The organism is Martinezella paranaensis (genome assembly GCF_014200235.1).
Taxonomy (GTDB): domain Bacteria; phylum Pseudomonadota; class Alphaproteobacteria; order Rhizobiales; family Rhizobiaceae; genus Rhizobium; species Rhizobium paranaense.
Map to the genome: position 1 here is coordinate 100289 of NZ_JACHBI010000016.1, position 26645 is coordinate 126933.

Below are 26645 nucleotides of genomic sequence, written 5' to 3' on the forward strand. Positions count from 1 at the left end.
TGAGAAGGCACACGTCATCGCCCTGCCGATCGAGGCAGTTCGCGGGCGCGAAGGATCGGGGGGGGTCTGTCCTGCAGGCACGTGGACCGACCGCGATTAGCCGAGCGCGCTTGCGTCCAGCGCCGAGATTAGGCGGCGGCTTGAGCGGGGAGGTGGCGGAGATGCACTGGCAGCTTGGCGGCGATCTCGTGGTCGGCGAGATCCTCCAGAAGCCTCACCGTGCTGCCGGCCTGACCGCCGAAGAAGGCGATCGTGCGCTTGCCCCGAGCAGCTTTCGCGGCGCTGTCATCGGCATAGCCGCGGTATTGGTCGGCCGTGCTGCTCCAGATATGTTCGAGGCGTTCCTCGCGCGTCATGGCTCGCACCGGCCGGCTTTCGCGTTCGATGATGGCGACACGCATGGTTTCGGCCGACGCCTTGTCGGATAGATCGCAGTAGCCGTGGAAATACCGGATCTTCTCATCGATCCGGAGCGCCAAGAAGACACTCGTGACCGAGCCGGTGAGGAACTCGCGCATCGCGAACATCGAACCGCGGATCCAGAGCGGCGGCAGGATCTCGAACATATAGTCGTGCTCGGCCTCGCCAATCTCGAACCATTCGCCGGCGTGGAGAGGCGTCGCGTCGCCGTCCCAGCGGTCGGGTCGTTGGAGATGACGGTCGAACATGCGGAACATTTGCGATCGATTTGCGATGCCCTGGAAGACTTTTCGGATTGCGGGAGAGGGGTTCATCTGCGGCTCCATTCAGAGGTTCTGGACCGAAGCGCGGCGCGGTCCCTACGACCTTGCCTTCCTCTTCAGTCCTTCATGACCCCTTCCGGGCCGCCGGCATCGCAGCTGCCGGGGTCAAGGGCCGGCTTAAGCCGGGCGAAGCCTCCCTTGACGCGGGCGGCGCGCATGCGGCACGCCTTCTCCATCCTTCTTTTCCCTCTCCCTGATTTTCAGGGTTTCGTTCCAATCCTCCTCGGTCGGCCGAAGCCGCGTCCAGTCGCAGCCTGCATTGTCGGCGAGCGCCCGCAATCGTTCTGCAAACATGTCGCCCTGGGGATTGGCGTCGGTCGCCGCAACCACTTGGACGCCAGATCTCGCAGCCAACGCCCGCATCGCCGCCTCCGTGGTCGGCGACCAGCCGCCACCCGTGCTGAGATAAACCGTGCCCTTCCGCAAACCTTCGATCGCCGCGAGGCTCATGGCGTCGATCGCGGCTTCCGTGACAGCCAGGCGCATCGCACTATCCGGACCGAGACGGAAAAGAACCTTCGTTCCTCCGGAAGCAAAACCCCGGTACTGCGGGCCGCGCGCCTCCCAGCCGGTCAAAACCCCGGCTTGGTCTCTGTGCGCCGCCCACATGCTGCCTTGCGGGCCTTCCCGCAGCAGGTCGCCTTGGATCGCCGTCTTGAGCAAGAAGGAAGGCAGGCGGCGCTCGCCATTGAGGTATCGCCATGTCGCGGAACCTAGCCAGGGACTGCGGCGAGCCTGCCAACGATCGGGAAAGGAGAGGTCGCTCTCGCTATTCCTTGCGGGCTGCCACTCCGGCTCTGTGATCTGAAACCCGACGAGATCCGCGACCCGTTCGGCGCCTTCGAGAAAACCGACACGATCGAGGTGTTCGACGAGCCGAAACACATCGCCTTTCGCTTCGGACAGAGGATCGAACCATCCGCGCCCTTCGTAAGTGACGATGATGATCTCGCCGCCGCGCCGGAACTTGACCGCCCGCCGCGTGCTTTCCTTCGCGTCGATTGCAAACCCGGCATGCTCCAGCACTGCGGCACAACTGACCTGCTCGCGCAGCGCTTCAATCTCTCTTCTCTTCATTTTCTCTTCCGATCGCCCAGCGATCGGCCTCCATAATCCTTGCCTACCCGTCCGTTCCCGGACGCCTTTCGGCAGGCTGCGAAGAGCAAAGACCGCAAGGGCGCGGACGCGCAATTGTCGGATCATGCAAGCTGAATTGGCCGCGGCGCAGCTTCCCTCGCGGCCTGCCGCTCGCAAGCGGCACGCCAAGGGCGCAATGCCGGCTCAATGGGCCGGCCAGGGCATGTACTCATGCACGACCGCCAGGTCGTCGTCGGCGTCGATCTCGTCGGACGGAAGGACGCCGTATTCGCCGTCGACCTCGAAGAGGGTGACCGGGACCATCAGGTCACGGGAGAGCTGGAAGGCGTGGGACTGGGCGAGAGACAGATCGTGCGACATCTGAGAGGCTCCTACGGGAGCGGGCCAATTCCCGCTCGATGGCTCCTCAAAAGGCACGGGGTCCGGGCGCGATCACCGCGACGCGAAGCGGCGGCGGCCGCAGCTTGCTAGCGGACCCCTCGCGGGTTGATCGTGGAAGATCCGGATCCGGGCCAGGACGCCATCAAAAGAGAGCGGGATTGGCTTGCTTCCGTTTGAGCCACCGTTAGCCGCCCGATTGTTCGTGCTGCCCGGTCCTCGCCTTGCCAGCGTTCGATTGCTCGGTGTCTCGAATTTGCAGGACGGGTTGGCGACTGCCTGCTGATGACGTTTAGCGGGTCGCTCAACGTCAATCGGAGTGAGACCGCTCGGCCTTCACAATGGCCTCCTCGACCGACTTCGCGTCGAGCAAGATTAGCGCACGTTCCAGGCAAAGTTCGATCTCAGTGACGCTTTTCCCTTCCAACACGGCGATTTCGGCGTGAGTTTTGCCCCGAGACACCCACCGAAGGCACGACTTTTCCAAGGGCGAAAGCATTCTCGTCTTCATGGACAATCCGTGTTATTTTATAACATATCGCATAATCAGGTTTATGGAACTATCGTTGGTTGCTTAGAAACATCTCAACTCCACTTATTGTCTTTACTCGACCCCGCTGTGGTCGGCGGCTTCGGATCGATGGGAGAGGTGGCGGGAGCGATCGTCGGAGGTACTCCCTGGCACAGCGCATGTAGAATTTTGCGCGGGTCTTTCCCGACCGCGACGCAGTCGTATTCGAACTCCAACCTCTCAAAAAACCTACGCTCACCATTGCGATTTTTCCGCCTCAAGCCAGCGCCGGCAGCAACTGGTCGATGCTTTTCTTTGCGTCGCCGTAGAACATGCGGGTGTTGTCCTTGTAGAACAAAGGGTTCTCGATGCCGGAATAGCCGGTGCCTTGGCCGCGTTTGGAGACGAACACCTGCTTGGCCTTCCACACCTCGAGCACCGGCATGCCGGCGATCGGGGAGTTCGGATCCTCCTGGGCGGCCGGGTTGACGATGTCGTTGGAGCCGATGACGATGACGACGTCAGTCGAGGGGAAGTCCTCGTTGATCTCGTCCATCTCCAGCACGATATCATAGGGCACCCTGGCTTCGGCGAGCAGCACGTTCATGTGGCCCGGCAGACGGCCGGCGACGGGATGGATGGCAAAGCGCACGGTCTTGCCGGCGGCCCTGAGCTTGCGGGTCAGTTCCGAGACAGACTGCTGGGCCTGCGCCACCGCCATGCCGTAGCCCGGCACGATGATGACGCTGTCGGCATCGTTGAGCGCCGAGGCGACACCGTCTGCGTCGATGGCGATCTGTTCGCCGGAGATCTCCATGGCCGGACCGGTCGTACCGCCGAAGCCGCCGAGGATGACCGAGATGAAAGAGCGGTTCATCGCCTTGCACATGATGTAGGACAGGATCGCACCCGAGGAGCCGACCAGCGCGCCGGTGACGATCAGAAGGTCGTTGCCAAGCGTAAACCCGATCGCCGCGGCCGCCCAGCCGGAATAGCTGTTCAGCATCGACACGACCACCGGCATGTCGGCGCCGCCGATGCCCATGATCAGGTGATAACCGATAAAGAAGGCGAGAAGCGTCATGGCGATCAGCGTCCATGCGCCGGCGCCATTGGCATACATCAAGAGCAGCAGCAGCGACAGGATGGCGGCGGCGGCATTGAGGAAATGGCCGCCGGGCAGCTTCTTCGCCTTGCCGTCGACCTTGCCGGCGAGCTTTCCGAAGGCGACGACCGAACCGGTGAAGGTTACGGCGCCGATGAACACGCCGAGGAAGACCTCGACCTTCATGATGGCAAGCTCGACCGGGCTCTTGTGGGCGAGGATGCCGGCAAAGCCCGACAGAGCCGAGCGCGCCGCCTCGTCCATGCCGGCAATGTTGTCCGCCTCGATATGGGCGTTGAAGCCAATGAAGACGGCGGCAAGACCGACAAAGGAATGAAGGGCCGCGACAAGCTGCGGCATCTCGGTCATCTGGACGCGCGAGGCGACATAATATCCCAGCACCGCGCCGCCAGCGATCATGAAGAGGATGATGAACCAGTTGCCGACGCCGGGTCCGAAGACGGTGGCGACGACGGCGAGCGCCATGCCGACAATGCCGTACCAGACGGCGCGCTTGGCGCTTTCCTGGCCGGAGAGCCCGCCGAGCGACAGAATGAAGAGGACAGCCGCGGAGATATAGGCAGCCGAAACGATACCGATGGTCATGGATTAAAGCCTCTAACTCAGGACTTCTGGAACATGGCGAGCATGCGGCGTGTTACGAGGAAGCCGCCGACAATGTTGATCGTGGCGACCAGCACCGAAAGCGCTGCCAGCGCCACGACAAGCCAATGGCTTGAGCCGACCTGAAGAAGCGCGCCAAGGATGACGATACCGGAGACCGCATTCGTCACTGCCATCAGCGGCGTGTGGAGGGAATGGCTGACATTCCAGATCACCTGGAAGCCGACGAAACAGGAAAGTACAAAGACGACGAAATGGCTCATGAAGCTGGCTGGCGCGACGGCGCCGACCACCAGAAGCAGAGCGGTCGCTACGAACAGCAGGATGCCTTGGCTCTTCGTCTGCGCCTTGAAGGCCTTGACCTCGGCAGCACGCTTCTCCTCAAGCGTCAGTTCCCTGACCTTTTCCTTCGGCTTTTGCGCGGCGATCGCCTGGATCTTCGGCGGCGGCGGGGGGAATGTTATTTCGCCGGCCTTCGTCACCGTCGCTCCCCGGATGACGTCGTCGTCCATGTTGTGGACGAGGACACCGTCCTTCCCCGGCGTCAGGTCGCTCAGCATGTGACGGACATTGGTGGCGTAGAGCGTCGAGGCCTGGGCGGCCATGCGGCTCGGGAAGTCGGTATAGCCGACAATGGTCACACCATTCGGCGAGACGATCTTTTGGTCGGGCACCGTCAGGTCGCAATTGCCGCCGCGTTCGGCCGCAAGGTCGACGACGACGGAGCCCGGCTTCATCGCCGCGACCATGTCTTCGAGCCACAGTTTGGGCGCATCGCGGCCGGGGATCAGCGCCGTGGTGATGACGATGTCGATCTCAGGCGCCAGTTCACGGAACTTCGCCAACTGCTTCTCGCGGAATTCCGGCGAGGACGGGGCGGCATAACCGCCGGTCGCAGCACCATCCTGCTGACCGCCACCCTGACTGTGGGCAAAATCGAGATAGACGAACTCAGCCCCCATGCTCTCGATCTGCTCGGCCACCTCAGGCCGCACGTCGAACGCATAGGTGATCGCGCCGAGCGACGTCGCCGTGCCGATCGCGGCCAGGCCGGCGACGCCGGCGCCGATCACCAGCACCTTGGCCGGCGGCACCTTGCCTGCCGCCGTCACCTGGCCCGTGAAGAACCGCCCGAAATTGCTGCCCGCCTCGATCACCGCCCGGTAACCGGCAACGTTGGCCATCGACGACAGTGCGTCCATCTTCTGGGCGCGGGAAATGCGCGGCACCATGTCCATGGCGATCACGCTCGCACCCGTCTCGCGCGCCTGCTCCAGCAGATCCTTGTTCTGCGCCGGATAGAAAAACGAGATCAGCGTCTTGCCGGCAGACAAAAGCGCCACCTCATCGGCCTGCGGCGGCCGCACCTTGGCGATCACGTCGCCTTCCGCATAGACCGCCTCGCGCGTCGCGACCACCCTCACACCCGCCGCCCGGTACGCCTCGTCCGAAAACCCCGCCGAAAGCCCCGCACCCGTCTCAACCAGGCAGTCATGCCCAAGCTTCACCAACTGCAACGCACTCTCTGGCGTCAACCCAACACGTGACTCGCCTGCAGTGATTTCTCGGGGTACCCCAACCTTGTTTGACATGATTACTGTTCCTGCTGAAGTGACCGTGTTATCGCGTGGCAAGAATTCGCTTTGTTAAATTTAGCAGTCCATTCAAGCCACAATGTTGTCGGCGTTGGGAAATTTCACACATGACGCGTGAGATGAATTTCGACGCCACGAATTTCAGATACTTTCAGACGACCAGCTTGCGCACCGCCGCTTGCGGTCTGTCGGAGGGAAGTGTGCGATCCTGCATGAGGCGCAGCATCCATGCCGTGCAATACGGCCCAGCTGCTGTTTCACATATTCGGATAGACCGGCCCCTCGCCGCCCTGCGGGGGAACCCAGTTGATGTTCTGGTTCGGATCCTTGATGTCGCAGGTCTTGCAGTGGACGCAGTTCTGGGCGTTGATGACGAAGGTCTCCTCCCCGTCCTTCTCCACCCATTCATAGACCCCGGCCGGACAGTAGCGCGTCGACGGGCCGGCGTAGATGTCGTGTTCGGATCGCTTCTGCAGGCCGATGTCCTTGACCTGCAGATGCACCGGCTGGTCTTCCTCGTGGTTGGTGTTCGATAAAAACACCGACGACAGCCGGTCGAAGGTCAGGACGCCATCCGGTTTCGGATAGGCGATCGGCTTGTGCTGCGCGGCCGGCTCTAGCGACTGCGCGTCGGTCTTGCCGTGTTTCAGCGTGCCGAAGACGGAAAAGCCGAACAGCGTGTTGGTCCACATGTCGAGGCCGCCGAGCGCGACGCCGGCAGCCGTTCCGAACCTCGACCAGAGCGGCTTGACGTTGCGCACTCGCTTCAGATCCTTGCCGATGTCGCCCTTGCGCCATTCGTTCTCGATCTCGGTGACCTCGTCATTGGCGCGGCCTGCGGCGATCGCGTCGGCGATCCTGTCAGCCGCCAGCATGCCCGACAGTACCGCGTTGTGGCTGCCCTTGATGCGGGGGACGTTGACGAAGCCGGCGGAGCAGCCGATCAGGGCGCCACCTGGGAAGGTCAACTTCGGCACCGACTGGTAGCCGCCTTCGGTGATGGCGCGCGCGCCATAGGACAGACGCTTGCCGCCCTCGAAGGTGGTGCGGATTGCCGGATGCGTCTTGAAGCGCTGGAATTCCTCGAAGGGATAGAGATAGGGGTTCTTGTAGTTCAGGTGCACCACGAAGCCGACGGCCACGAGGTTGTCTTCCAGATGATACAGGAACGAGCCGCCGCCGGTCTTCATGCCGAGCGGCCAGCCGAAGGAGTGCTGGACGAGACCCTGTTTGTGGTTCTCCGGCTTGACCTGCCAGAGCTCCTTGATGCCGATGCCGAACTTTTGCGGCTCGCGATCCTTCTGCAGGTCGAACTTGGCGATCAGCTGCTTGGCAAGCGAGCCGCGCACGCCCTCGCCGATCAGCACATATTTGCCAAGCAGTTCCATGCCGCGGGTATAGTTGGGGCCGGGCTCGCCGTTCTTCTCGATGCCCATGTCGCCGGTGGCAACGCCAATGACGGCGCCCTCATCATTGTAGAGCACTTCGGTGGCGGCAAAGCCCGGATAGATCTCGACGCCGAGTTCTTCGGCCTTCCCAGCCAGCCAGCGACAGACGAGGCCGAGCGAGATGATGTAGTTGCCGTGATTGTTCATCAGCGGCGGCATCATAAAATTCGGCAGGCGGATCGAGCCGGCGGGACCGAGCAGCAGGAAGTGGTCGGCATTGACCTCGGTCTTGAAGGGATGGTCGGCTTCCTGGCGCCAGCCCGGCAGCAGCCGATCGATGCCGATCGGATCGACGACGGCGCCCGAGAGAATATGGGCGCCGACTTCCGAGCCCTTCTCCAGCACGACGACCGAAAGCTCCGGATTGACCTGCTTCAGCCGGATCGCCGCGGACAGACCGGCCGGACCTGCGCCGACGATAACCACGTCGAATTCCATGCTCTCGCGTTCGGGGGCTGCAAATTTTCCGCTCATTTCAGTCTCCAGACCTTGGCGCACCTGCGCGAGTTTTCGGCAGGTGGTGAACACGGAGCTCGCGATCAACCGTAGGGATGATTTCGAACGAACACCGCCGCTGGCGGCCTCGCTTCTGACCGTCGCGCAGCCCTTGAAAAGTAGCGTCGCTGAGGAGGCAGCACTTGCACCCCGCGTCGGTCGTCTGAGCGCGGATGGAGCCAAGGTCTATGACCGAGGTACCAAGCTTTATCCAATTTGCCCTTGCCATTTCCGGCCGGCCGACGGCCGCGTCCGGATATCCGCAAAGTTGCAAACGCCCGCGAACCACTTCGTGCGCGCACACGCTGTCGTCTCCGTCTCGTTCAAGGCAACGAGCAGGGCCCAGATAGATTTGCTGACTAGATTGGATCTGACTATGACAGAAGGCTCGCCTCTTCATCCACCTGACCCAAGTGTCTCATCGAGGCGTGTCAGAAGGATACGCGGTTTCCAGCCCATCGCCAGAACAACTGCGATGAGTGCGAGCGTCGAACTGCTAACGATCCGAGGTGTAACACCCCTTTCGGCGAGATAGCTGGTGACCGCAGCTAAGATTCTGAGGGTCGATTGGTGCGATGCTGTCAAGAAATTGCTTTTCATCTAACGGACTTCTGGAGCCAAAGAAATTTAAGGATGACACAGCCTTGGCCGCGCCATCCTTTCGCTTGGGAGGCGATATCTATCCCTTATAGCGCCCTCTGTAATTCCGGCAGGGCCTCGAACAGATCGGCGACAAGGCCGTAGTCGGCGACCTGGAAGATCGGCGCCTCCTCGTCCTTGTTGATGGCGACGATCACCTTACTGTCCTTCATGCCGGCCAGATGCTGGATGGCCCCGGAGATGCCGGCTGCAATGTAGAGATCGGGCGCTACCACCTTGCCGGTCTGGCCGACCTGCCAGTCGTTCGGCGCATATCCGGCATCGACGGCGGCACGGGATGCGCCGACCGCAGCCCCGAGCTTGTCGGCAAGCGGCAGGATGACTTCCTTGAATTTTTCTGCCGAGCCGAGCGCCCGGCCGCCGGAGAGGATGATCTTCGCCGAGGTCAGTTCCGGACGGTCGGAGGCCGACAGCGCATCCTTCACGAAACGCGAAAGCGTCGAAGAAAAAGCTGCCGTCGAGATCTCCTCGACGGCAGCAGCTGGGCCTTGGGAGGCCGGGGAAAACGAGGCGGTGCGCACGGTGATGACCTTCTTGGCGTCGCTTGCCTGCACCGTCTGGATGGCATTGCCGGCATAGATCGGCCGCTTGAAGGTATCGGCCGAGATCACTTCGATGATTTCCGAGACCTGGGCGACGTCGAGCAGGGCAGCCACCCGCGGCAACACATCCTTGCCGGTCGAGGTTGCAGCCGAGATGATCGTGTCATAGGAACCGGCCAGCGAGACGATCAGGTCGGCAAGCGGTTCGGCGAGGTTGTTGGCATGCTCGTCGCTTTCGGCCAGCAGCACCTTGGAGACGCCGGAGAGCCTGGCAGCAGCATCGGCCGCAGCCTTGGCGCCCTTGCCGGCAACCAGCACATGGATATCGGAGCCGATCTGCGTTGCTGCCGTCAGCGCCTTGGCGGTCTGATCGGTGAGGCTGACGTTGTCGTGGTCGGCCAGAAGAAGAATGGTCATGATAGTTGCTCCTGTTCCTGCCCGATTACAGCACGCCGGCTTCGTTCTTGAGCTTGTCGACCAGCTCAGCGACCGACTTGACCTTGACGCCGGCCTTGCGGCCACTCGGCTCCTCGGTCTTCAGCACCTTCAGCCGCGGCGTCGTGGACACACCGAAATCGGCCGGGCTCTTCTTGTCGAGCGGCTTCTTCTTCGCCTTCATGATGTTCGGCAGCGAGGCGTAACGCGGTTCGTTCAGCCGCAGATCCGAGGTGATGACCGCCGGCAGCGTGATCTCGATCGTCTGCAGGCCGCCATCGACCTCGCGGGTCACCTGGGCTTTTCCGTCACCGATCTCGATCTTCGAGGCGAAGGTCGCCTGGGCCGAACCCAGCAGCGCCGCCAGCATCTGGCCGGTCTGGTTACTGTCGTCATCGATCGCCTGCTTGCCGACGATGATCAGGCCGGGCTGTTCGGCATCCGCGATGCCCTTGAGGATCTTGGCCACGGCCAGCGGCTCGACCTGATCGTCGGTCTCGACCAGGATCGCCCGGTCGGCACCCATGGCAAGCGCGGTCCGAAGCGTCTCCTCGGCCTTGGCCGGACCGATCGAGACGACGATCACTTCCTCGCACTTGCCGGCTTCCTTCAGCCGCAGCGCCTCTTCCACCGAGATCTCGTCGAACGGGTTCATCGACATCTTCACATTGGCAAGCTCGACGCCCGTGCCATCCGGCTTTACCCGGATCTTGACGTTGTAGTCGACGACCCGTTTGACTGGGACAATGATCTTAATGCTGGCATCTAGTTGCATGTTTGGAAGCCTTTATTACGTTCCCGAGGTTAAAGTTTCTGATGGTCTCATTGACTAGATTTCATCATCTTGAGATGCCCACTCAACCCCATAGCTTTCCGATAAAACCGGCGAATCCTCCGGTCACGCCCTTGCGCCTTTTTCCACGAGCTGCAGAAACCGTTCATCAGCACATCAGCTTGCTGGTTGATGGCGCAGAGCCGGCGCACGTACGGAGGGGAATGACCACTCCGCCCGCCATCATCGCCGATGAACCTGCATGCTAATTGACTTCTCGCAAGTCAATTCCACTCGTTTCTCTCCACGTTGCTACCACGCCCGCTGCTATTAGAACTACAACCACAACATACAGGTTAAACACCCAGGAGAGGTTCATGCTTGAGAACCAGCTGCTCAAATAGGGTGCTGTGCCGCCGAACAGAGCAAGTGAAAGGGGGAGAGAAATACCCATGATGCGCGAACGGTACCGTGTTGGAACACGTTCAGCAATGATTGCAGGTAGCGTTCCACCAATACAACCAGTAACCGAGAGCATCACGCCTTGCGCGACAAATAGCGTCCAAGGTTCATTGGATATGAAGCCGATTAGGGGAAATGTTAGCACCGCTACTGCCAGAAAATAAAAAATCGTTACGGGCTTCCTACCGATTCGATCGGAAACGTAACCCCATATAGGGACAGCGATGATATAGGGAATTTGTGCAAACAGACTCGCGGTGAAGGCGCCGCTTGGATCCATGCCACGCTGCGTTATAGCGAACACGGCGGCGTAGGCGGTCCAGAGATAATATGGCAGGCCGACGCCAGCTTGGTAAAAGAAAATCCCGACAGCTCGAGATATGATTTTGCTCTTCGGCCAATCGGGGGCCTCGACTGGGTTGGGAGAACCCTGCGGCGAGCCTACGAAATCCGTCAGCACGTCGCTTTCCATCATGCTCTTTCGTAAGAACAACACGAGCACGGAGAGCAGGGCGCCGAGGAGAAACGGAATACGCCACCCCCAAAAGTCCATGTCCGCGACATCAATTAGCCGGGTCAAGACGACACCAAGCAGGGTAGCTACAATGCTACCGATGCCGACACTAAAGAACATACTGCTAGACCACAGGCCCCGCCGTTCTTTTGGCGCGATCTCCGCAAGGTACGCATAGGAAGCGGTAGCCTCCCCCCCGTGAGCAAAACCTTGCAACAGCCTAGCAGCCAAGACCATGAGAGACGCAAATCCGCCAACAGCTGCATATGTTGGGGAGACTGCGATTAAAAGACTGCCGAAGCCCATAAGAACCATGCTTATCAACAACACGGTTTTACGCCCCAGGCGGTCCGCAAGGGCACCGAAGACAATACCTCCAAGCGGGCGAGAGATGAAGCCGACCGCAAAAATCGCCAATGTACTCAACAAAGCCGAGACTGGGTCTTGTGTGTCAAACATTGCCTTCGCGATATATGGAGCGAAAACCGCATAGATCGTCCAATCGTACCACTCCAGAGTATTGCCGAGGCCAGTCGCGATTAACGATTTCCGTCGAAGCACATTACCTAGGTCGTGCGAGTGACCGGCGGTTCGGGCTTGCATGCCTAGATTAGATGACTCGAGTTTCACGCTCATGGTTTCCTCCCCTGCGCTCCGTCCATTAAATGCCGCCACACCTCGAATCTTGGCGCGACTTAATCGGCGAAGCATACGATAGCGTCAGCGTTGATAAATTACAATATTGAATAATTAATTTGTATCGAAAATAAAATTTCTCGTAGCCGGCCGGCTTCTTTGTCCCATGTTACGCCGCCGTAACGCCTCTCCGGCCGAACGACGTCAGGTCGTTGAGCACGATTCAGGTATCTTGACATCAGCACGCATTTTAATTAATCAAGTTTTTAATTCACTGCGGGCAAGTATCGTTCGATCGAAGAGAGGCGGCAGCTAGCCTGCCATTTTTAGGCCGGTATGGCAGTGTCGAAGTAAATGTGGTGACTTCAATGCCCGTTGGGTCAGCGACAACCATTTTCAGAAGAAGTGAGAGTTAACATGAGCGCACATGTCGTTGTCGTCGGTGGCGGCCCAACCGGGCTTCTTACCACGTTAGGCTTAGCACGTTCCGGTATGCATGTGACGGTATTGGAGGCGGAGGCGACGCCGAATAATAGTCCTCGCGCGCTTGTTTACCATTCATCTGTCCTCCCGCATCTCCGAGATTTGGGCGTGCTTGACGATTGCGTGACGGCCGGTTTCCTTCGGCAGGACCACGCCTGGCGCATCCACGAGACCGGTGAAATGATCCGCTGGGACATCGGGTGTCTTGAAGGCGAGATCGAATTCCCTTACGCGCTTCATTTGGGCCAAGATAAACTGTCCCTTATTATTCTTTCCCATCTGCAGAAGTTGCCGAATGTCGAAATTCACTTTTCGACCACTTTGACTGCATGCGAACAGAACGGCAGTGGCGTACGGGCGACGATTCTAAAAGATGGACTTACCGAGACCATCGACGCCGACTGGTTGATTGGCGCCGACGGCGCAGCCAGCTTTGTTCGGCGAGAGGTTCTGAATCTCAATTTCTTCGGTATCACGTGGCCAGAACGTTATGTCGCAACCAATACGCGCGTAGACCTTGATCGGCGCGGCTACTCGAAGACGACGATGCAGATTGATCATGTCTACGGTTCCGTCATTTGCAAAATCGACACCAGCGACTTCTGGCGCGTCACATTTATGGAAGACCCCGCCCTTCCAATCGAAGACCTTCCGCAAAGAATTGCAAAGGTGTTGCCGGACCTGCTCACCGGCGACGTTCCGTTCGACGTGGAGGCATTTTCGCCCTACCGAATGCATCAACGCTGTGCTGATCGAATGCGAGTGGGCCGCATCATGCTAGTCGGCGATGCAGCGCATATTACCAATCCCACGGGGGGTCTGGGGCTGACGGGAGGTATGTTTGACACATTCGCGCTCGTCGAAGCCCTTACCCAAGTTGTTCACGATAACCGCAGCGAAGACATACTGGAAACCTACGATAGGGACCGCCGTTACAAGTTTCTTGAGATCGTCTCGCCACGCGCATCTTCAAACCTACGCAACATGTATCACATGCTACCTGGCCAGCAGAAAGAGCAGTGGATCGAACAGGCGCGTGCAATCGCGGCTGACAGAGACAAAATGCGCGTAATGATGAAATTTCACGAACAGATGCGAACAGTATATTGAGCAGCCTTACACCCTTGGCCCTCGCAGACTTCGGAGGGAGATTTCTCACAACGTCGCGTAATCTATACGCGGGCGAGACATATCCCGGTGCGACCGCGTATGTCGAATGGTTCGTACCCGTCGAACCGAAAAGCGTATCGATAACATTCGTACATGGCGGCGGTGGACAAAGTTCGGAGTTTCTGCGCACTCCGGATGGCCGGCCCGGCTGGGCACACGCGTTTCTGCGGGCGGGGTATCCCGTATACCTGCTTGACCGGCCAGGACATGGGCGGAACCGCTGGGATCGACGTGTACTTGGCAGTGCGACGCTACCTCCAAGTTACGAGCAACTGGGTCCACGTTTTTTTGAAGTAGCGAAAAGCCAACTTTGGCCAGGGGCGGAAAAACACACCCAGTGGCCGGGTGGTGAGCTTCCTGCCGATCGCTTCATGGCGAGCCAGGGGCCAATGGCAACAAGTCTCGCCGCAAGCCAAGAGCACGTGGAAGTTATCGCGCAGGGGCTTTTTAGCATGGTCGGGGACACAGTTTTGGTCAGCCACTCCGCTGGTGCGCCGTGCGGATGGGCATTGGCGGCGATTGGCGGTCCATTGGTGAAGGCTATTGTTGCAGTGGAGCCACTGGGCTGTCCTGGCTTCCAACATCCCCTTGGCCAATTTTCGCACGGTCTCAACGCCGCGCCCCTTTCCGGGGAACATGATCCGTTCATTCGGCCGATCGCGGTTGTATCAGGTGAAGCAAGCTGGATGCGTGAGGCAAATGCACAAGCCGTAGAATATATCCGGGGTCGGGGAAACGCCGTCGACCATATTCGGCTTGAGGAGAAGGGCATCTTCGGGAATGGTCACATGTTAATGTCTGAGTATAACTCGGACGATATTGCCCGTGAGATTATCGAATGGCTCAACGATCGCGTGAGCTGAGCCATTCTCATTTTCGTTGGCAGTTAATACTGCGTTCTTAGTTAGACTGACTCGTTGGTCATTCTTTTGGTGATAGCCCTCGAACCTTTCGGATTGCAGGTGCTTGTTGGAGGATTGTGAATGGAAAATCTTATCGCGCAAGTTGAGTCCTTTATGGAAACGTTTAATACGCGAGACTTCTCGAAGACGCTCGATTTCTTCACCGACGCTAGCGTATACGTGGACCCTTTCGGCGTCCAACACAGTGGACGCGCGGCAATTGGACAAGCGCTTGCGCCGAGTGACGATTTTTTGAACGCCTCCACACAATACAACGTTACTTCCACATCGATCGACGAGCGCACCTCGACTGCGATCGTCACATGGACCTTAGTCATAACAGCCGACGGCAATAGCTCTGCCATCGATGGGCTAGATATTCTTCGCTTCCGCGAGGGAAAAATCGCCGTTAAAAATGCGTTTTGTAAGGCGCGCGAGATTTCGACCCGTACGGTAGCACCGACGGTTTCTGAGGCTTAACTTCTCCCCATTTGGAATTGTTAACCCACCCGCCGATAGCGCCTTCCCGCGTAGCCTACGGCTATACCCATGACTATCAAAGCACCAATTGGAGCGTCTCTAATGCGAGATCCACGTTATGACATCCTTTTTGAGCCCGTTCAGATTGGTCCCGTCAGGACCAAGAACCGGTTCTACGTTGTCCCGCATGCTCTAAGCATGGGCATGTCCTCCATCGATGGAATGATCGCCTATCGAAGAGCTCGAGCCGAAGGAGGGTGGGGCGTCGTATGCTTGGAAGAAACGATGATCCATCAAACCTCTGACCATGCCCCGTTGCCGGACCCCTGTTTTTACAGTGACAGTCATGTCCCTCAACTAGCCCGCGTTGCCGCAGCCGTGAAAGAACATGGTGCGTTGGCTGGGGTGGAACTCGCACATGCGGGTGCGTCGGGACCGGCCGCTTCTCATCGCGAGCATCCATTATCTCCCACCGCGAAATTTCCTCACTACTATTACAACCCGATAACAGCCCGCACGATCGACAAACAAGATATTGCCCAATTCAGACGCTGGTACCGCGATGCGGCAGTCCGCGCCAAATCGGCCGGTTTCGACATCGTATATGTCTACTGCGCTCACAATTTGTCCCTTCTGCAAGACTTCCTTGATGTGAAAACAAACAAGAGAACCGACGAATACGGCGGCGTCTTCGAAAATCGCGTTCGACTCCTTCGCGAAACACTTTCTGATGTGAAGGACGCGGTTGGTGACACCTGCGCAGTTGCAGTTCGATTTGCGGTGGAAGACCGACGACGGGCATCTAATATTACCGCGCTTGAAGACGGGCGGCGCGTTGTTGAAGCACTTTCGGACGTCCCTGACCTGTGGGACGTCAATGTAAGCGACTGGCCATGGGATAGCGGAAGCAGTCGCTTCTTCGAAGAAGGGCAGCAAGAACCGTTCATCGACTTTGTGAAGAAGGTGACGAACAAACCCGTTGTAGGCGTCGGACGATTTACGTCGCCTGACGCGATGGTAAGCCAGATTAAGCGAGGAGTGCTGGATTTAATCGGGGCAGCACGACCTTCGATAGCCGATCCCTTCTTGCCAAACAAGATAAACGAAGGTCGCCACGATGATATTCGTGAGTGCATAGGATGTAACGCTTGCACAGCGGAGGTCATGACATACGTCCGTATTCGCTGTACGCAGAACCCGTCAGCAGGAGAAGAACATACGTTGGGCTGGCATCCCGAAAATGTTCCTCCCGCAGATGACCCGTCTAAGACGATTCTTGTTGTAGGTGGGGGTCCCGCGGGTCTCGAAGCAGGTCACACACTTGCAAAACGCGGTTACCAGGTTTCTATCGCAGACGGAGGATCGGAGTGGGGGGGACGGCTTGTGCGGGAGCGTAAAATGCCTCGCTTGAGTGCCTGGGGGCGCGTGGTGGACTACCGTGTTGGGCAACTGCAGACGATGCCAAATGCAAACATGTATCTTAACAGCGTCCTTACTGCAGACGACGTCATCGGCTTCGAAGCGGATCATGTGATCGTGGCGACCGGCGCAAAATGGCGCAAGGATGGTATCGGTCGCAATCACGATGAACCGATACCCGGCGCTGATCTACCCCACGTGTACGGCCCGGAAGAAATCTTGGATGGTAACTTACCTCGCGGTGAGGTCGTCGTTTATGATGAAGACTACTTTTACATGGCCACGGTGGTAGCTGAACGCCTTGCACGATCAGGCTGTAAGGTAACTTACATCACGACTGCGAGCGATCCGGCACCGTGGACGATCAACACACTGGAACTTGTTCACGTAATCAACGCAATGAACGAGATGGGTATCGAGATCGTCGTCGGCACATCCGTAACTAGCATCTCATCTGGCAACATTACTACCAGCCGTATTCTAACTGGTGCGGAATCCAATAGGAAAGTGGACGCCGTAGTTCTTGTAACCGGACAAATATCCGATGATGTCCTTTATCATGAGTTGATTGCAAAGAGAGAAGCAGGTGAGATTGCGTCGGTTGAACGCATTGGCGACTGTCTTGGACCGGGCCAAATCGCTCAGGCCACCAAAGATGGACGAAAGGCGGGCATTGAATTTTGCTCTACCGGCCGTTAGTCGGCCGGTTCAGCGGTTGATGCTGGCCGAGCTTCGCGACAGGATCATCGCCAGCAGGTTTGGCCCTACAAAGGCGCGGCGTCACATGAAAGGGTGCTGGCAGCTGTGCGATCTTCTCGCATTCCGGGCAAAGAATGACTGGATGGCCTTTGCGCGGGACCACTTCTAATTTCGGTAACGTCATCGCCAGCTTGGCCGAGCCGCAGCATGGGCAGCTTGTTGGCCGAGCAGTGACGCCGCGTTCGCGCGACAGGTTGCCCCGGAAACGGCTTCCTTAAAAGACGCTTGCGCTCGAAGGTATGGACCGTTGAAAGGCTTTGCCGTTACGGCGGCCAGTGCGTCCTGGCTGGCGTCGGCTTCCAGTTCCCCGGATGCTTACGTCTATACCTTCTAGCAAATAGCCGAGTTGCCCAGGAGTAATCACCACCGCTCCATCGGCCGCCGACGGCCATATGAAAGCGTCCACGTTCCAGCTTTTTCGTGAACAGGCAGGCTCCCTGGCCATCATGCCAGATGACCTTGATCAGGCCACCGCCACGACCGCGAAAGACGAACAAGTGTCCGCACATCGGATCACGCTTCAACGTCTCCTGCACCATCAGTGACAAACCGGGAAAGCTCTTGCGCCTATCTGTATGGCCCGTCGCCAGCCAGACCTTCACACCAGCAGGAACCGGGATCATCACCGACCCAGCACACAATCGAGAATACGGCGAAGCGCCTCCCTCTCGATGTCGCTGTCTACACGGTCACGACGACCGCGGCCCAGATCAATCGTCAAATCGCTCCGCTTCCGGCGGGGATGCGATGAGGCCGGCGCTTCTAAGGCAGCAGGCAGGGCTGCCTGCGCGGCCTCCGAAACGATTACGGGCACCAATGTGCTCGATACCGGCGTCGACGGCTCTTCGATCCGGCAGAGTTCCTGCGCCATCGAAAGAGCTGGCTCACGTGGATGCCGGCCGCACGGACAATCTCGGAAAGAACCGCACCAGGCTCAAGGCAGGCGGCAACCAGCGGCTCTTTGTCCTCGCGAGAGCAGCGCCGACGGCGCGCGACAGACGCGATCACTTCAATCGGATGCTTGGTCATAGGACTACTCCTAGTGTTTGCACTAGGACTTCCGATGTTCGCATCAACCTCGCAAGACGGCTCTCACCGTGGGCTTACGTTCCTCGAACTGCAATTCAATCTGTTCGAGAAAACGGGCCTGCGCTCCGCGCGAATGCTATGAATCTCGCGTTTGAGCTCTTGGATCGGCAGCCTCCGATCAACGTTGACCGAATGCGAGTTCACCGCCTGGGCGGCAGCGACGGCAACGGCTTCATGGGGTGCCGCGCTCGGCGAAGATCGTCGCGTGTGCACTTGCAACGTCGTCGGGAAGCTGATCGGCCGCATCGGTCATCACGAGATGGAATCGCCAGCCATTTCAGCTATCCAGCCGAGCTCGGACGCCAGGTTTTTTGTCGCCTCCGCCAGTCGGTTCCTTTGGGCAGATACTGGAGCTGCGCCGGCGCAATCACCACCGTGGCGTCGACCGCTGACGGCCACATAAAGCCCGCCGCGGAAGCATAACACAAGGCCGCTACGCGGATAGCACTTCAGCCTCTCCTGCACCATCAGCGACAGGCCAGGAAATCCGCTCCACATGTCCGTATAGCCGGTCGCCGACTAGACCTTCACACCAGGGATCATCGCCGCTCCGAGGCATTGAGGATCCGGTCCAGAGCATCAAGCAAACATACGAATTAGCGGAAATCAAGCCACACGACGCTGCTGGATTGCTTCTTCCTTGCCGCGATTTTCAGACAAATTGAAACGACTTACGGCTTCACTCAAGAGACGCGCCTCGTCTCGCAGCGATACACTTGCCGCAGTCGTTTCTTCTACCATAGCGGCGTTCTGTTGTGTCACCTGATCCATCTGGTTTATCGAACCACTGATACTCTTCAGACCAACGGATTGCTCGTCCGCCACCACAGAGATTTGCTTCACATTCTCATTTATTGCTGTGATCTGCGCTGTGATCCTGCTCAATGCGTGGCCGGCCTGTCCGACAAGTCCAACTCCCTCTTGTACCTGCTTCGCGGACGAACTAATGAGTACTTTGATGTCCTTTGCTGCCGCAGCTGAGCGTTGGGCGAGTTCACGTACTTCCTGCGCGACGACGGCAAAGCCTTTCCCAGCGTCACCCGCACGTGCCGCCTCTACGCCAGCATTCAGGGCGAGTAGATTTGTCTGAAATGCGATCTCATCAATGATGCCTGTGATACGGGTAATTTCTAGCGACGATTGGCTGATGCTCTCCATGGAGTGGACCGCGCACCCGACAATGTCGCCAGTGGCAACCGCGTCTATGGTGGCAGCGCTAACGCTTGTCGCAGCCGCGGAAGCTCTCGTCGCGCTTGCCAGCACCTGTTCGGTAAGTTCGGCCATCGCTGCGGCTGACTCTTCTAAGCCTACCGCTTGCATTTCAGTCCGGCGCGCCAAGTCGGTCGCACTCGAGCTAATCTCCTCTATGCCTGCGTTAATATGATTCACGCCCCTGCCGACCATGCGGATTGTCTCTTCTAAGCTCGACAAAGCGGAATTAAAGTTGACCCTTAGCTCGGTATATTCACCTCGAAACTCTTCGTGAATTCGGCAGGTGAGGTCACCGTGTGCAAGGTCCTTCAACGCTTCTCCGACAACACGCACCACGAGGCGCTGCTCCTCAAGCGCTTCCGCGCGAGCCGCCTCGGCCGTGGCGCGCTCACGCGCATTTGCCTCTCTCACGTTCGTTGCCTCTGTTTCTGCACGTTCTCCTTGGATCAGGGCATGACGTAGCTTTTCCAGCGCGGTTGCGACCGCTCCCATCTCATCTGATCGGCGTGTATCTGGGGATGAGTCACTATAGTTCCCAACGGCCAACACTTCCACAAACTTGACCAAACGCCCTATTGGACGGGCAAGCATTATTCTCGTCGTCGCAAATAAGACGAGCGCGATTATAAATACTACAAATAGGCCTGCCGACACCATCAGGGTAATCTGCTCATTTACCGCAGAGGCAATTACCGAAGTTGGAACATCTACGCAGACGACCCATCGGGTATTCAAGCCCGGCACTTCGAAGGGAAGCAGGACGCGGGTGTAAGTGACCCCAGCGACCTCCACGTCCTCCACTACTCCAGTTGTCTGCTCGGAGATCGCCTCGGACAATTCTTTTTGGCCAAGTTCATCATAGATCCTCGTTGTCTGGTCGGAACTAGGCGCTACGATCCACTGTTTCGCCTGAGAAATAACATATACTCGACCAGAGCCAAATGGCCGTTGTGCACCCAGCTTGGCAGATAGTGCTGTTAGGTCGACGTCCATACCAGTCACACCAATCAGGCGATCTGAACTGACGACTGGATACGAGATGGTAGATAAGAGGAAAGTACCATGCGCGTCGACCCAAACATAGGGTTCCGTAAGGTGGCCCTGCCGGGACTTGGAAGCGACACGGTAGTATTCGGCGTTATAATCGAGGGCGACGGGTGCCATCGATAGAGTTCCACCTGGCTTTGTCCACGTAGGCGAAAACGCGCCATTGGTTGCTGACCCAAGTGAGGTGTTTCCCTTGAACTCTACCGCCCTTCCGTCGAAGGCGTTGGGCTCCTCCATGAACCAGCTGCTGAAAACGATATTGGCTTGCGCTGTAGCCCGTAGCATGTCGATCACCGCAGCGCGATCAAGATAGTCTTTTTCTCTGCCTTGGCCGATCAAAGCTGCCATCGTGGATGTCGGAGTCGATAGCGCTGTCATTTCCGCTGAAATGTCATTTGCCAATCTTGCTGCTTCGAGCTTAGCCTGCTGGATGGTCAGATGCTCTATTCGGTTCTTTGTAACCAAGACGAGGACAGCGTTCGATAAAACCAAGACTACGGCTATCGCGGTAGCGGTAACAGCGATTAGCTTTAGAGCAAGAGACCATTTCGTGCGCATTTTGGTAAACACCCCAATCTAATGAGCCAGAGTTTTCAGTCGAACTAGTCTGGCATCCAACGCAGCCCGATCGAGAAACTCGTACTGCTGGCCAGTCGCGCGCAAGACAACCACTGCGCGCGTCGAAGGAAGGAATTACGCATCTTCTCCTGACATGGAAGTCACGGATCAATACAAGCTTGCCTTCGCATGGGACAAGGCGCGTCCGATTCCAGGTGCACGAGCTGTCATAGCTGTTTCCGCCGTTTGCACCGACGTCCACGCTCTTTTTATAATATGGAATAATTATCGTGGAGTTAATTACGACACCCTTGAGTTCACTCGGCCTTGACATAAACTTCGGCATGCCGTCACCAAGGAAAATTCTTCCGAAGTCAACTGTCCAATGCCGGACCCGACGCTGCGGAAAGTATCCCAAGGCTGTCTGGCGGCCGTCAAAGGTAGGACAATGCGCGTCGCGCTATGCGCGCAGGCTTTTCACGAGTCGGGCGAAGACTGCGCATCTTTGATGACATCTCACTGCCCTGTGGTTCGTTTAGGGAACAACGCAAGGAGTTAACGATGCCGAAAGACAAGCGGCAGCGCGGGATCCCGGAATGGGAGATCGGTCGAGATCCGCAGGGCAGCGACAGCTCTGCCCCGCGGTCTGAAAGGATCTAACTAGTAATTCGAGCTGTGGGCTAAAATATAATCAAACCCTCGGGAAGCGAGGTGAGACGACGCGGTGCGAAGACACGAACGCTACATTCTAACCTCTGACCAGATAGCGCCATAGAGCTTCTGGATAGCGGGCGGGCAGGTTGTAGCCCAGTATCCTGCACCTTTGAGCTTGTCAGGAATTGCAAATTCTGGCGCTGAGGCAATTCCACTCTTCATAAATCGATCCGAGCCGTCAATGCCATTTGCAAAGTTGGTGAAGTCGGACTCAAGAGCAATGTTCTGCGGATCCATAACGAAATTTATGAAGAGCTTCGCGTTTTCCAAGTTTGGGGCGCCGGATACAACGCCAATGTTATCCATCCAATACGGGAAACCCGTTTGCGGGTACCCAAACGCAATATTTTTGTTTTGCAAACGCTCTTGTAAAGCTACTCCATTCCAATCAGCGGACGCAGCATAATCGCCTTTAATCATGGGTTCACGTGTCGTATAATCCATGGAAATCCAATGTTTCTTCGCCGCAAGAAGCTTATCCCTCACCTTCTGCAGAAGAACTTTGTCATCGGTACAAAGCTCTTTTCCGCCCAGATAGTGGATCGCGAGCCCCATTATATCCAGCATTTCGGGTTGGACGTTGATTTTTCCCTTAAGTTCGTTCGGTGGATCAAAAATAATCGCCGATGTATTTATATCTCCTTGATACACTGACGTATTCACACTAACTCCGACAACGTTTATGAGCCATGGCGCCGTATATTCTCGACCCCTGTCAAAGGGTACGTCCACCCACTGCTTATTCACATTCCGAAAATTGGTCATCTGATTCGGATTTGACTTAAAAATAAGCCCCTCTTTAATAAAAATCGGGGTGTATGTAGACGCCCCAACGAGCAGATCGAATCCGTGACCGCCAGCCTTTAACTTTGCTAAAGCAGTATCGTTTGTATCGTACTCCGAGATTGTAACTTTTACGTTGTATTCGCTTTCGAATTTCTTGATCAAGTCTTCACTCGTGTATCCACCGTACGTATAGATGTTAAGTTCTCCGTCGGCATAGGCGATTCCACTTGCCAAGGCTGTCACCAGAGCAGTGATCAAGGCGATTTTGGTAATCATAATTTTCCTCCCTCTCGGTGGTTGTCACCATACATCGTTCAGACGCTCAGAAAACATTAATTATTCAAAATACGAATTTTTTTGGTTTCGCCTTTGCATTCGCGTAGGACGCCACTCGCGAAAGAAGCGTTCCTGCCGACAGCCGCCTCGGCATTTTGATAATCTCGCAATTTGAGCTGGTGCTGGGGAGATCGCGCCGAGAAAAAGAGGAAGCCACCTTGCCGAAGTTGGATGACGCGTTCAGTTGCCGGACCTGCGGTGGTACGTCTTTACTCAAGGCGACTGACAAGGTGGCCAGATGATGGGCCACCTTCCACGTCCCTGAAGATTGTCCGCCCCATTTCCGCCGCGAGATGGGTCACACGCTGCTATTGGTGGCGGGTCGAACCAGCGTTGCAGTCTCGTTGCACACTACCTTCAAGAGCATCTCGCATGGCCCAGCAATAGAATGGCGTGATCTCGCGGCCTTCTACGGCACCACACAGTTTCCAAGAGCTGCTTGGCTGTCCCAGGTGGCGGCGACGCTTACTATTGAGCTGGTCAAACTGCAGCAGTGATGGATGCGTGCAGTCCTTTTGGCATTTTAAGCGGCCGCCATTTCACCAGCGCCCTCTGCAGGCAGCCCTTCATATAGTCGTCCACGGGGACGGCGCGACGTCTGACCGTGTCGACATGAATCATCATATGTTCGCCGGTGGCGAGCACGATATCGCGGGCCTCGTTGATCACGTACTGATAAATGTGCAGCCTAAGGTCATCGACGCCGATGGTTTCGGTGAAGATGCGGATCGGCGTTCCGAGCCGGCACTCTTTTAGATTTCGAAGGTGACCTTCCACAGAAAAGAAGCTGAAGCCTCTCAGGCGATACTCTTCGCTGAAGCCCATCGCACGGAGAAAATTCTCGCCGGCGTCAGCGAGAAGCTTGTAGTATTGCCATTCGGTCATGTGACCGTTGTAGTCTATCCACCCTTCATCCACGACGGTCTCGAGGGTCAGGAGTGCGTTTTCCTGGGGTCGGTCGTCGATGGCCGTTGTCTCGAACGTCAGGTCTGTCATCTCAATCGATCCCCATCAGGTCGTCGCCCACCTCGATAAATCCGTTTCTCGCGACATTGATTTTTGTCACGACGCCGTCTTCCTCTGCGAGAATTGATTGTTCCATCTTCATGGATTCCATGATGGCCACAACATCACCTCGCGAGATCTTGTCGCCCTCCTTGACGCAAAGCTCCATGACGACGCCTGAAAGCGGCGCCTTGATGCTTACCCGGTAGCTTGGGGCTTCGTTAGCGTCGTGTGCCGGCGCCAAAGGTGAGATTTCACCGGCATCCTCTGCCGCCACCGAGGGTGCGGCTTGCAACGCTGCCGCTTCCTCGGACAGCTTTGGCATTTCGACATCAATCCAGCGGGTATAGATTCGGAAGGCCTCAACGCTGTCGGCCGCGAACTCTGGTCGCTTGATGATCGCGCGATGCAGGGGCACCACGGTTTTAATGCCTACGAGCGAGAGCTCGTCCAGCGCTCGTGCAGCTCGCTCGATCGCCTGCTTTCGGTCTCGGCCGCTCACGATCAGCTTGCCGACAAGCGAGTCGTAGTACGGTGGGATGGTGTCGCCTTCGCCGTAGCCAAAATCCAATCGCACGCCGGGCCCCCCCGGTAGCTGCATCCGTTTAATCTTGCCCGGCACCGGACGGAAGTCGGCCCATGGATCTTCCGCGTTGATCCGGAACTCAATGGAATGGCCCCGGATCACCGTGTCCTTGAGTTCCAGCGGCTTCCCTTCCGCGATATCGAACATCTCGCGGATGATATCTACGCCGGTCACTTCTTCCGTCACAGGGTGTTCGACCTGGACGCGGGTATTCACTTCGAGGAAGTAGATGCCCCCCTTTTCCGTCACGAGGAATTCGCACGTGGCCGCCCCGCAGTAGCCAACCTCCTCCAGGATACCGACCGAAGCCCGCTTTAGCTGATCAAGCTGGTCGCCGCTCAGAAACGGTGCCGGCGCTTCCTCGACAAGCTTCTGTTGTCGACGCTGCAGGGTGCAGTCTCTTGTGGAGAGAACGACAACATTTCCATGTCGATCAGCAAGGCACTGCGTTTCTACATGTCGCGCGTTTTCGGCATAGACTTCAACAAAGCACTCCGGCCGCCCAAACGCGAGACCTGCCTCGCGCTCTGCCGCCGCCATCATTGGCTCCAACTGGCTCATCTCCCTGACGATACGCATTCCGCGACCGCCACCGCCATGTTGGGCTTTGATGATAACGGGGAGGCCGTGCATCTGCGCGAATTCCCGCGCCTTTTCGACAGTTGTGCCGCCATCGTCCAGAGAGGGAAGAAGCGGTGCTCCAACCTTTCGAGCGATAGCGCGGGCCTGTTGATTGCCACTGAGAACTGACCCGGCGTAGTCTGATAGGGGATGCGGACGAAAACTTGGACCACCAGGAGGTAGTTCATGTATTCCCATGCAGACAGAATTCGCGCGGTTGAGCTTTATATCAAGCTCGGCAAGCGGGTTAAGGCGACGATCCGGCAATTGGGGTATCCCACCAAGAATGCGCTGAGGAACTGGTATCGCGAATACGAGCAGCATCGCGATCTGCGCGTTCGTTCTTTGGCTCGCGCGCCAAAGTTTTCAGCGGCCCAACAGCAGGCTGCGCTTGAGCATTACCGCACTCATGATCGCTGTATCTCTTCAACGATGAGAGCGTTGGGCTATCCAGGTCGGGGAACTTTAACGGCATGGGTTCGAGAGACGTTTCCCGAGGCGAGGACTTCGATAGCCGGTCGAACCTGGCGTCCGGCCTATCCCGAGGCCTTGAAGCAGGTTGCGGTCCTTGATCTTTGCAGTGGAGAAGAGAGTGCCCAAGACGTCGCCGACCGGCTGGGCGTATGCCGGCCGACGTTGTACGCTTGGAGGAATGAGTTACTCGGTCAGGAGGTTGCCTCATCGATGAAACGCCGCAAAACCTCTGCGCCGGCACCTGAACGCGAAGAACTCGAGCGTCAGCTTGAGGCCCTCCAACGTGATGTCCGCCAATTGCAGCTTGAACATGATCTGCTGAAGAAGGCCAATGAACTGCTAAAAAAAGGCCTGGGCGTCGATCTGCAACTCCTGAGTAATCGGGAGAAGACACAGCTGGTTGACGCCCTCAAAGATATCTATCGATTGCCAGAGCTGCTCGTGCAGCTGGGGATTGCGCGAAGCTCCTACTTCTACCACCGCGCCCGAGCGAACCTGGAAGACAAGTATGTAACCATCCGTCGCGACCTGACGGAAATCTTTGAAAGCAACCATCGCTGCTACGGCTACCGTCGACTGCAAGCGTCACTGGCCAGGCAGAGTGTGACAATCTCAGAGAAGGTTGTGCAGCGATTGATGAAGCAGGAGAGTTTGGTCGTGGCCAGACCACGGCGACGGCGTTTTGGCTCGTACCTGGGAGAGATCAGTCCTGCGCCTGAGAACCTGATCAACCGCGACTTCAATGCGGAAACACCGAACGAGAAATGGCTCACGGACATCACCGAATTCCAGATTCCAGCCGGTAAAGTGTATCTGTCGCCGATCATAGATTGCTTCGATGGCATGGTGATCAGCTGGTCGATTGGAACACAACCTGATGCGGTGTTAGTCAGTCGGCCGTGAAGTATCAGCAGGTTGTTGATATTCCTGGTATATTGGAGGCTCTCGAATACTCGATATCGCAAGAAAGGTCCGGTTTTCGGTCT

19 protein-coding genes and 2 pseudogenes are annotated in these 26645 nt (G+C 57.5%); 5 read left to right on the forward strand and 16 right to left on the reverse strand.

What is annotated here, in order from left to right:
• Positions 1 to 128: 128 nt before the first annotated feature.
• The 9 genes from GGD50_RS27775 to GGD50_RS27815 form a co-directional block, all read right to left on the reverse strand.
• On the reverse strand, positions 129 to 734 hold the full coding sequence (locus tag GGD50_RS27775; protein ID WP_183940253.1) for a DUF1419 domain-containing protein: 606 nt from the start codon (positions 732 to 734) through the stop codon (positions 129 to 131).
• 126 nt (positions 735 to 860) lie between these two features.
• Positions 861 to 1820, reverse strand: coding sequence for a DUF3991 and toprim domain-containing protein (locus GGD50_RS27780; protein WP_183940255.1), 960 nt, complete (start codon positions 1818 to 1820; stop codon positions 861 to 863).
• 204 nt (positions 1821 to 2024) lie between these two features.
• A complete protein-coding gene (locus GGD50_RS27785; RefSeq protein WP_183940258.1) occupies positions 2025 to 2201 on the reverse strand; it encodes a hypothetical protein in 177 nt (58 codons plus the stop codon).
• Positions 2202 to 3007: 806 nt separating this feature from the next.
• Positions 3008 to 4441 carry an NAD(P)(+) transhydrogenase (Re/Si-specific) subunit beta gene (locus GGD50_RS27790; RefSeq protein WP_107107339.1) on the reverse strand — a complete coding sequence of 478 codons (1434 nt, stop codon included), beginning with the start codon at positions 4439 to 4441 and terminating at the stop codon, positions 3008 to 3010.
• Between the two features lie 17 nt (positions 4442 to 4458).
• Complete coding sequence (locus GGD50_RS27795; RefSeq protein ID WP_107107338.1) at positions 4459 to 6051, reverse strand: Re/Si-specific NAD(P)(+) transhydrogenase subunit alpha; 1593 nt, start codon at positions 6049 to 6051, stop codon at positions 4459 to 4461.
• 260 nt (positions 6052 to 6311) lie between these two features.
• Positions 6312 to 7976 carry an electron transfer flavoprotein-ubiquinone oxidoreductase gene (locus GGD50_RS27800; RefSeq protein WP_107107337.1) on the reverse strand — a complete coding sequence of 555 codons (1665 nt, stop codon included), beginning with the start codon at positions 7974 to 7976 and terminating at the stop codon, positions 6312 to 6314.
• Positions 7977 to 8683: 707 nt separating this feature from the next.
• Positions 8684 to 9616 (reverse strand): electron transfer flavoprotein subunit alpha/FixB family protein, encoded by a 933-nt coding sequence (locus GGD50_RS27805; RefSeq protein WP_107107336.1) that lies wholly within the window; start codon positions 9614 to 9616, stop codon positions 8684 to 8686.
• 25 nt (positions 9617 to 9641) lie between these two features.
• Positions 9642 to 10391: an electron transfer flavoprotein subunit beta/FixA family protein gene (locus GGD50_RS27810; RefSeq protein WP_107107342.1), complete on the reverse strand. Its 750-nt coding sequence runs from the start codon at positions 10389 to 10391 to the stop codon at positions 9642 to 9644.
• A 280-nt stretch (positions 10392 to 10671) separates the two neighbouring features.
• The gene (locus GGD50_RS27815) at positions 10672 to 12018 is read right to left on the reverse strand and encodes an MFS transporter (protein WP_210203680.1); all 1347 of its coding nucleotides are present in this window, start codon (positions 12016 to 12018) and stop codon (positions 10672 to 10674) included.
• A gap of 417 nt (positions 12019 to 12435) precedes the next feature.
• Here GGD50_RS27815 and GGD50_RS27820 point away from each other — a divergent pair, with 417 nt between their 5' ends.
• The 4 genes from GGD50_RS27820 to ndpC all read left to right on the forward strand — a co-directional run bounded on the left by GGD50_RS27820 (position 12436) and on the right by ndpC (position 17171).
• Entirely contained in the window at positions 12436 to 13611 is a 1176-nt protein-coding gene (locus tag GGD50_RS27820; protein WP_107107335.1) for an FAD-dependent oxidoreductase, read from the forward strand.
• Positions 13612 to 14060: 449 nt separating this feature from the next.
• Positions 14061 to 14534 carry an alpha/beta hydrolase family protein gene (locus GGD50_RS33395; protein WP_343070020.1) on the forward strand — a complete coding sequence of 158 codons (474 nt, stop codon included), beginning with the start codon at positions 14061 to 14063 and terminating at the stop codon, positions 14532 to 14534.
• A gap of 120 nt (positions 14535 to 14654) precedes the next feature.
• Positions 14655 to 15053: a nuclear transport factor 2 family protein gene (locus tag GGD50_RS27830; RefSeq protein WP_107107334.1), complete on the forward strand. Its 399-nt coding sequence runs from the start codon at positions 14655 to 14657 to the stop codon at positions 15051 to 15053.
• A gap of 102 nt (positions 15054 to 15155) precedes the next feature.
• Positions 15156 to 17171 (forward strand): 6-hydroxypseudooxynicotine oxidase, encoded by a 2016-nt coding sequence (ndpC, locus tag GGD50_RS27835; protein ID WP_107107333.1) that lies wholly within the window; start codon positions 15156 to 15158, stop codon positions 17169 to 17171.
• A gap of 4 nt (positions 17172 to 17175) precedes the next feature.
• Here the strand turns inward: ndpC and GGD50_RS32925 are convergent.
• From GGD50_RS32925 to GGD50_RS27865, 7 genes and pseudogenes are all read right to left on the reverse strand, one after another.
• Positions 17176 to 17537, reverse strand: a pseudogene (locus GGD50_RS32925) (IS66 family transposase); the annotation flags it as partial.
• Positions 17495 to 17854, reverse strand: coding sequence for an IS66 family insertion sequence element accessory protein TnpB (gene tnpB, locus GGD50_RS27840; protein ID WP_343070021.1), 360 nt, complete (start codon positions 17852 to 17854; stop codon positions 17495 to 17497). The pseudogene GGD50_RS32925 and the gene tnpB, both read right to left, overlap by 43 nt.
• 181 nt (positions 17855 to 18035) lie before the next feature.
• Positions 18036 to 18260, reverse strand: coding sequence for a transposase (locus GGD50_RS33565; protein WP_107107332.1), 225 nt, complete (start codon positions 18258 to 18260; stop codon positions 18036 to 18038).
• 666 nt (positions 18261 to 18926) lie between these two features.
• A complete protein-coding gene (locus tag GGD50_RS27850) occupies positions 18927 to 21137 on the reverse strand; it encodes a methyl-accepting chemotaxis protein (protein ID WP_107107331.1) in 2211 nt (736 codons plus the stop codon).
• A gap of 741 nt (positions 21138 to 21878) precedes the next feature.
• Complete coding sequence (locus GGD50_RS27855; RefSeq protein WP_107107330.1) at positions 21879 to 22913, reverse strand: extracellular solute-binding protein; 1035 nt, start codon at positions 22911 to 22913, stop codon at positions 21879 to 21881.
• A 540-nt stretch (positions 22914 to 23453) separates the two neighbouring features.
• Positions 23454 to 23969, reverse strand: a complete 516-nt coding sequence (locus GGD50_RS27860) for a thioesterase family protein (protein ID WP_107107329.1) — start codon at positions 23967 to 23969, stop codon at positions 23454 to 23456.
• A 1-nt stretch (position 23970) separates the two neighbouring features.
• Entirely contained in the window at positions 23971 to 25383 is a 1413-nt protein-coding gene (locus GGD50_RS27865; RefSeq protein WP_107107328.1) for an ATP-binding protein, read from the reverse strand.
• On the opposite strand from GGD50_RS27865, the pseudogene GGD50_RS27870 reads away from it, so the two are divergent.
• Positions 25372 to 26553, forward strand: a pseudogene (locus GGD50_RS27870) (IS3 family transposase); the annotation flags it as partial. The gene GGD50_RS27865 and the pseudogene GGD50_RS27870 sit on opposite strands and share 12 nt — an antisense overlap.
• Between the last annotated feature and the right edge of the window lie 92 nt (positions 26554 to 26645).

Bases quoted from the DNA above. Each gene is read 5' to 3' on its own strand.
- GGD50_RS27815 (WP_210203680.1), bottom strand. From the start codon at position 12,018: ATGAGCGTGAAACTCGAGTCATCTAATCTAGGCATGCAAGCCCGAACC.
- tnpB (WP_343070021.1), bottom strand. From the start codon at position 17,854: ATGATCCCGGTTCCTGCTGGTGTGAAGGTCTGGCTGGCGACGGGCCAT.
- GGD50_RS33395 (WP_343070020.1), top strand. From the start codon at position 14,061: ATGGCAACAAGTCTCGCCGCAAGCCAAGAGCACGTGGAAGTTATCGCG.
- GGD50_RS27865 (WP_107107328.1), bottom strand. From the start codon at position 25,383: ATGGGAATACATGAACTACCTCCTGGTGGTCCAAGTTTTCGTCCGCAT.
- GGD50_RS27850 (WP_107107331.1), bottom strand. From the start codon at position 21,137: ATGCGCACGAAATGGTCTCTTGCTCTAAAGCTAATCGCTGTTACCGCT.
- GGD50_RS27785 (WP_183940258.1), bottom strand. From the start codon at position 2,201: ATGTCGCACGATCTGTCTCTCGCCCAGTCCCACGCCTTCCAGCTCTCC.
- GGD50_RS27855 (WP_107107330.1), bottom strand. From the start codon at position 22,913: ATGATTACCAAAATCGCCTTGATCACTGCTCTGGTGACAGCCTTGGCA.
- GGD50_RS33565 (WP_107107332.1), bottom strand. From the start codon at position 18,260: ATGACCAAGCATCCGATTGAAGTGATCGCGTCTGTCGCGCGCCGTCGG.
- ndpC (WP_107107333.1), top strand. From the start codon at position 15,156: ATGCGAGATCCACGTTATGACATCCTTTTTGAGCCCGTTCAGATTGGT.
- GGD50_RS27780 (WP_183940255.1), bottom strand. From the start codon at position 1,820: ATGAAGAGAAGAGAGATTGAAGCGCTGCGCGAGCAGGTCAGTTGTGCC.
- GGD50_RS27860 (WP_107107329.1), bottom strand. From the start codon at position 23,969: ATGACAGACCTGACGTTCGAGACAACGGCCATCGACGACCGACCCCAG.
- GGD50_RS27795 (WP_107107338.1), bottom strand. From the start codon at position 6,051: ATGTCAAACAAGGTTGGGGTACCCCGAGAAATCACTGCAGGCGAGTCA.
- GGD50_RS27820 (WP_107107335.1), top strand. From the start codon at position 12,436: ATGAGCGCACATGTCGTTGTCGTCGGTGGCGGCCCAACCGGGCTTCTT.
- GGD50_RS27800 (WP_107107337.1), bottom strand. From the start codon at position 7,976: ATGAGCGGAAAATTTGCAGCCCCCGAACGCGAGAGCATGGAATTCGAC.
- GGD50_RS27790 (WP_107107339.1), bottom strand. From the start codon at position 4,441: ATGACCATCGGTATCGTTTCGGCTGCCTATATCTCCGCGGCTGTCCTC.
- GGD50_RS27775 (WP_183940253.1), bottom strand. From the start codon at position 734: ATGAACCCCTCTCCCGCAATCCGAAAAGTCTTCCAGGGCATCGCAAAT.
- GGD50_RS27830 (WP_107107334.1), top strand. From the start codon at position 14,655: ATGGAAAATCTTATCGCGCAAGTTGAGTCCTTTATGGAAACGTTTAAT.
- GGD50_RS27805 (WP_107107336.1), bottom strand. From the start codon at position 9,616: ATGACCATTCTTCTTCTGGCCGACCACGACAACGTCAGCCTCACCGAT.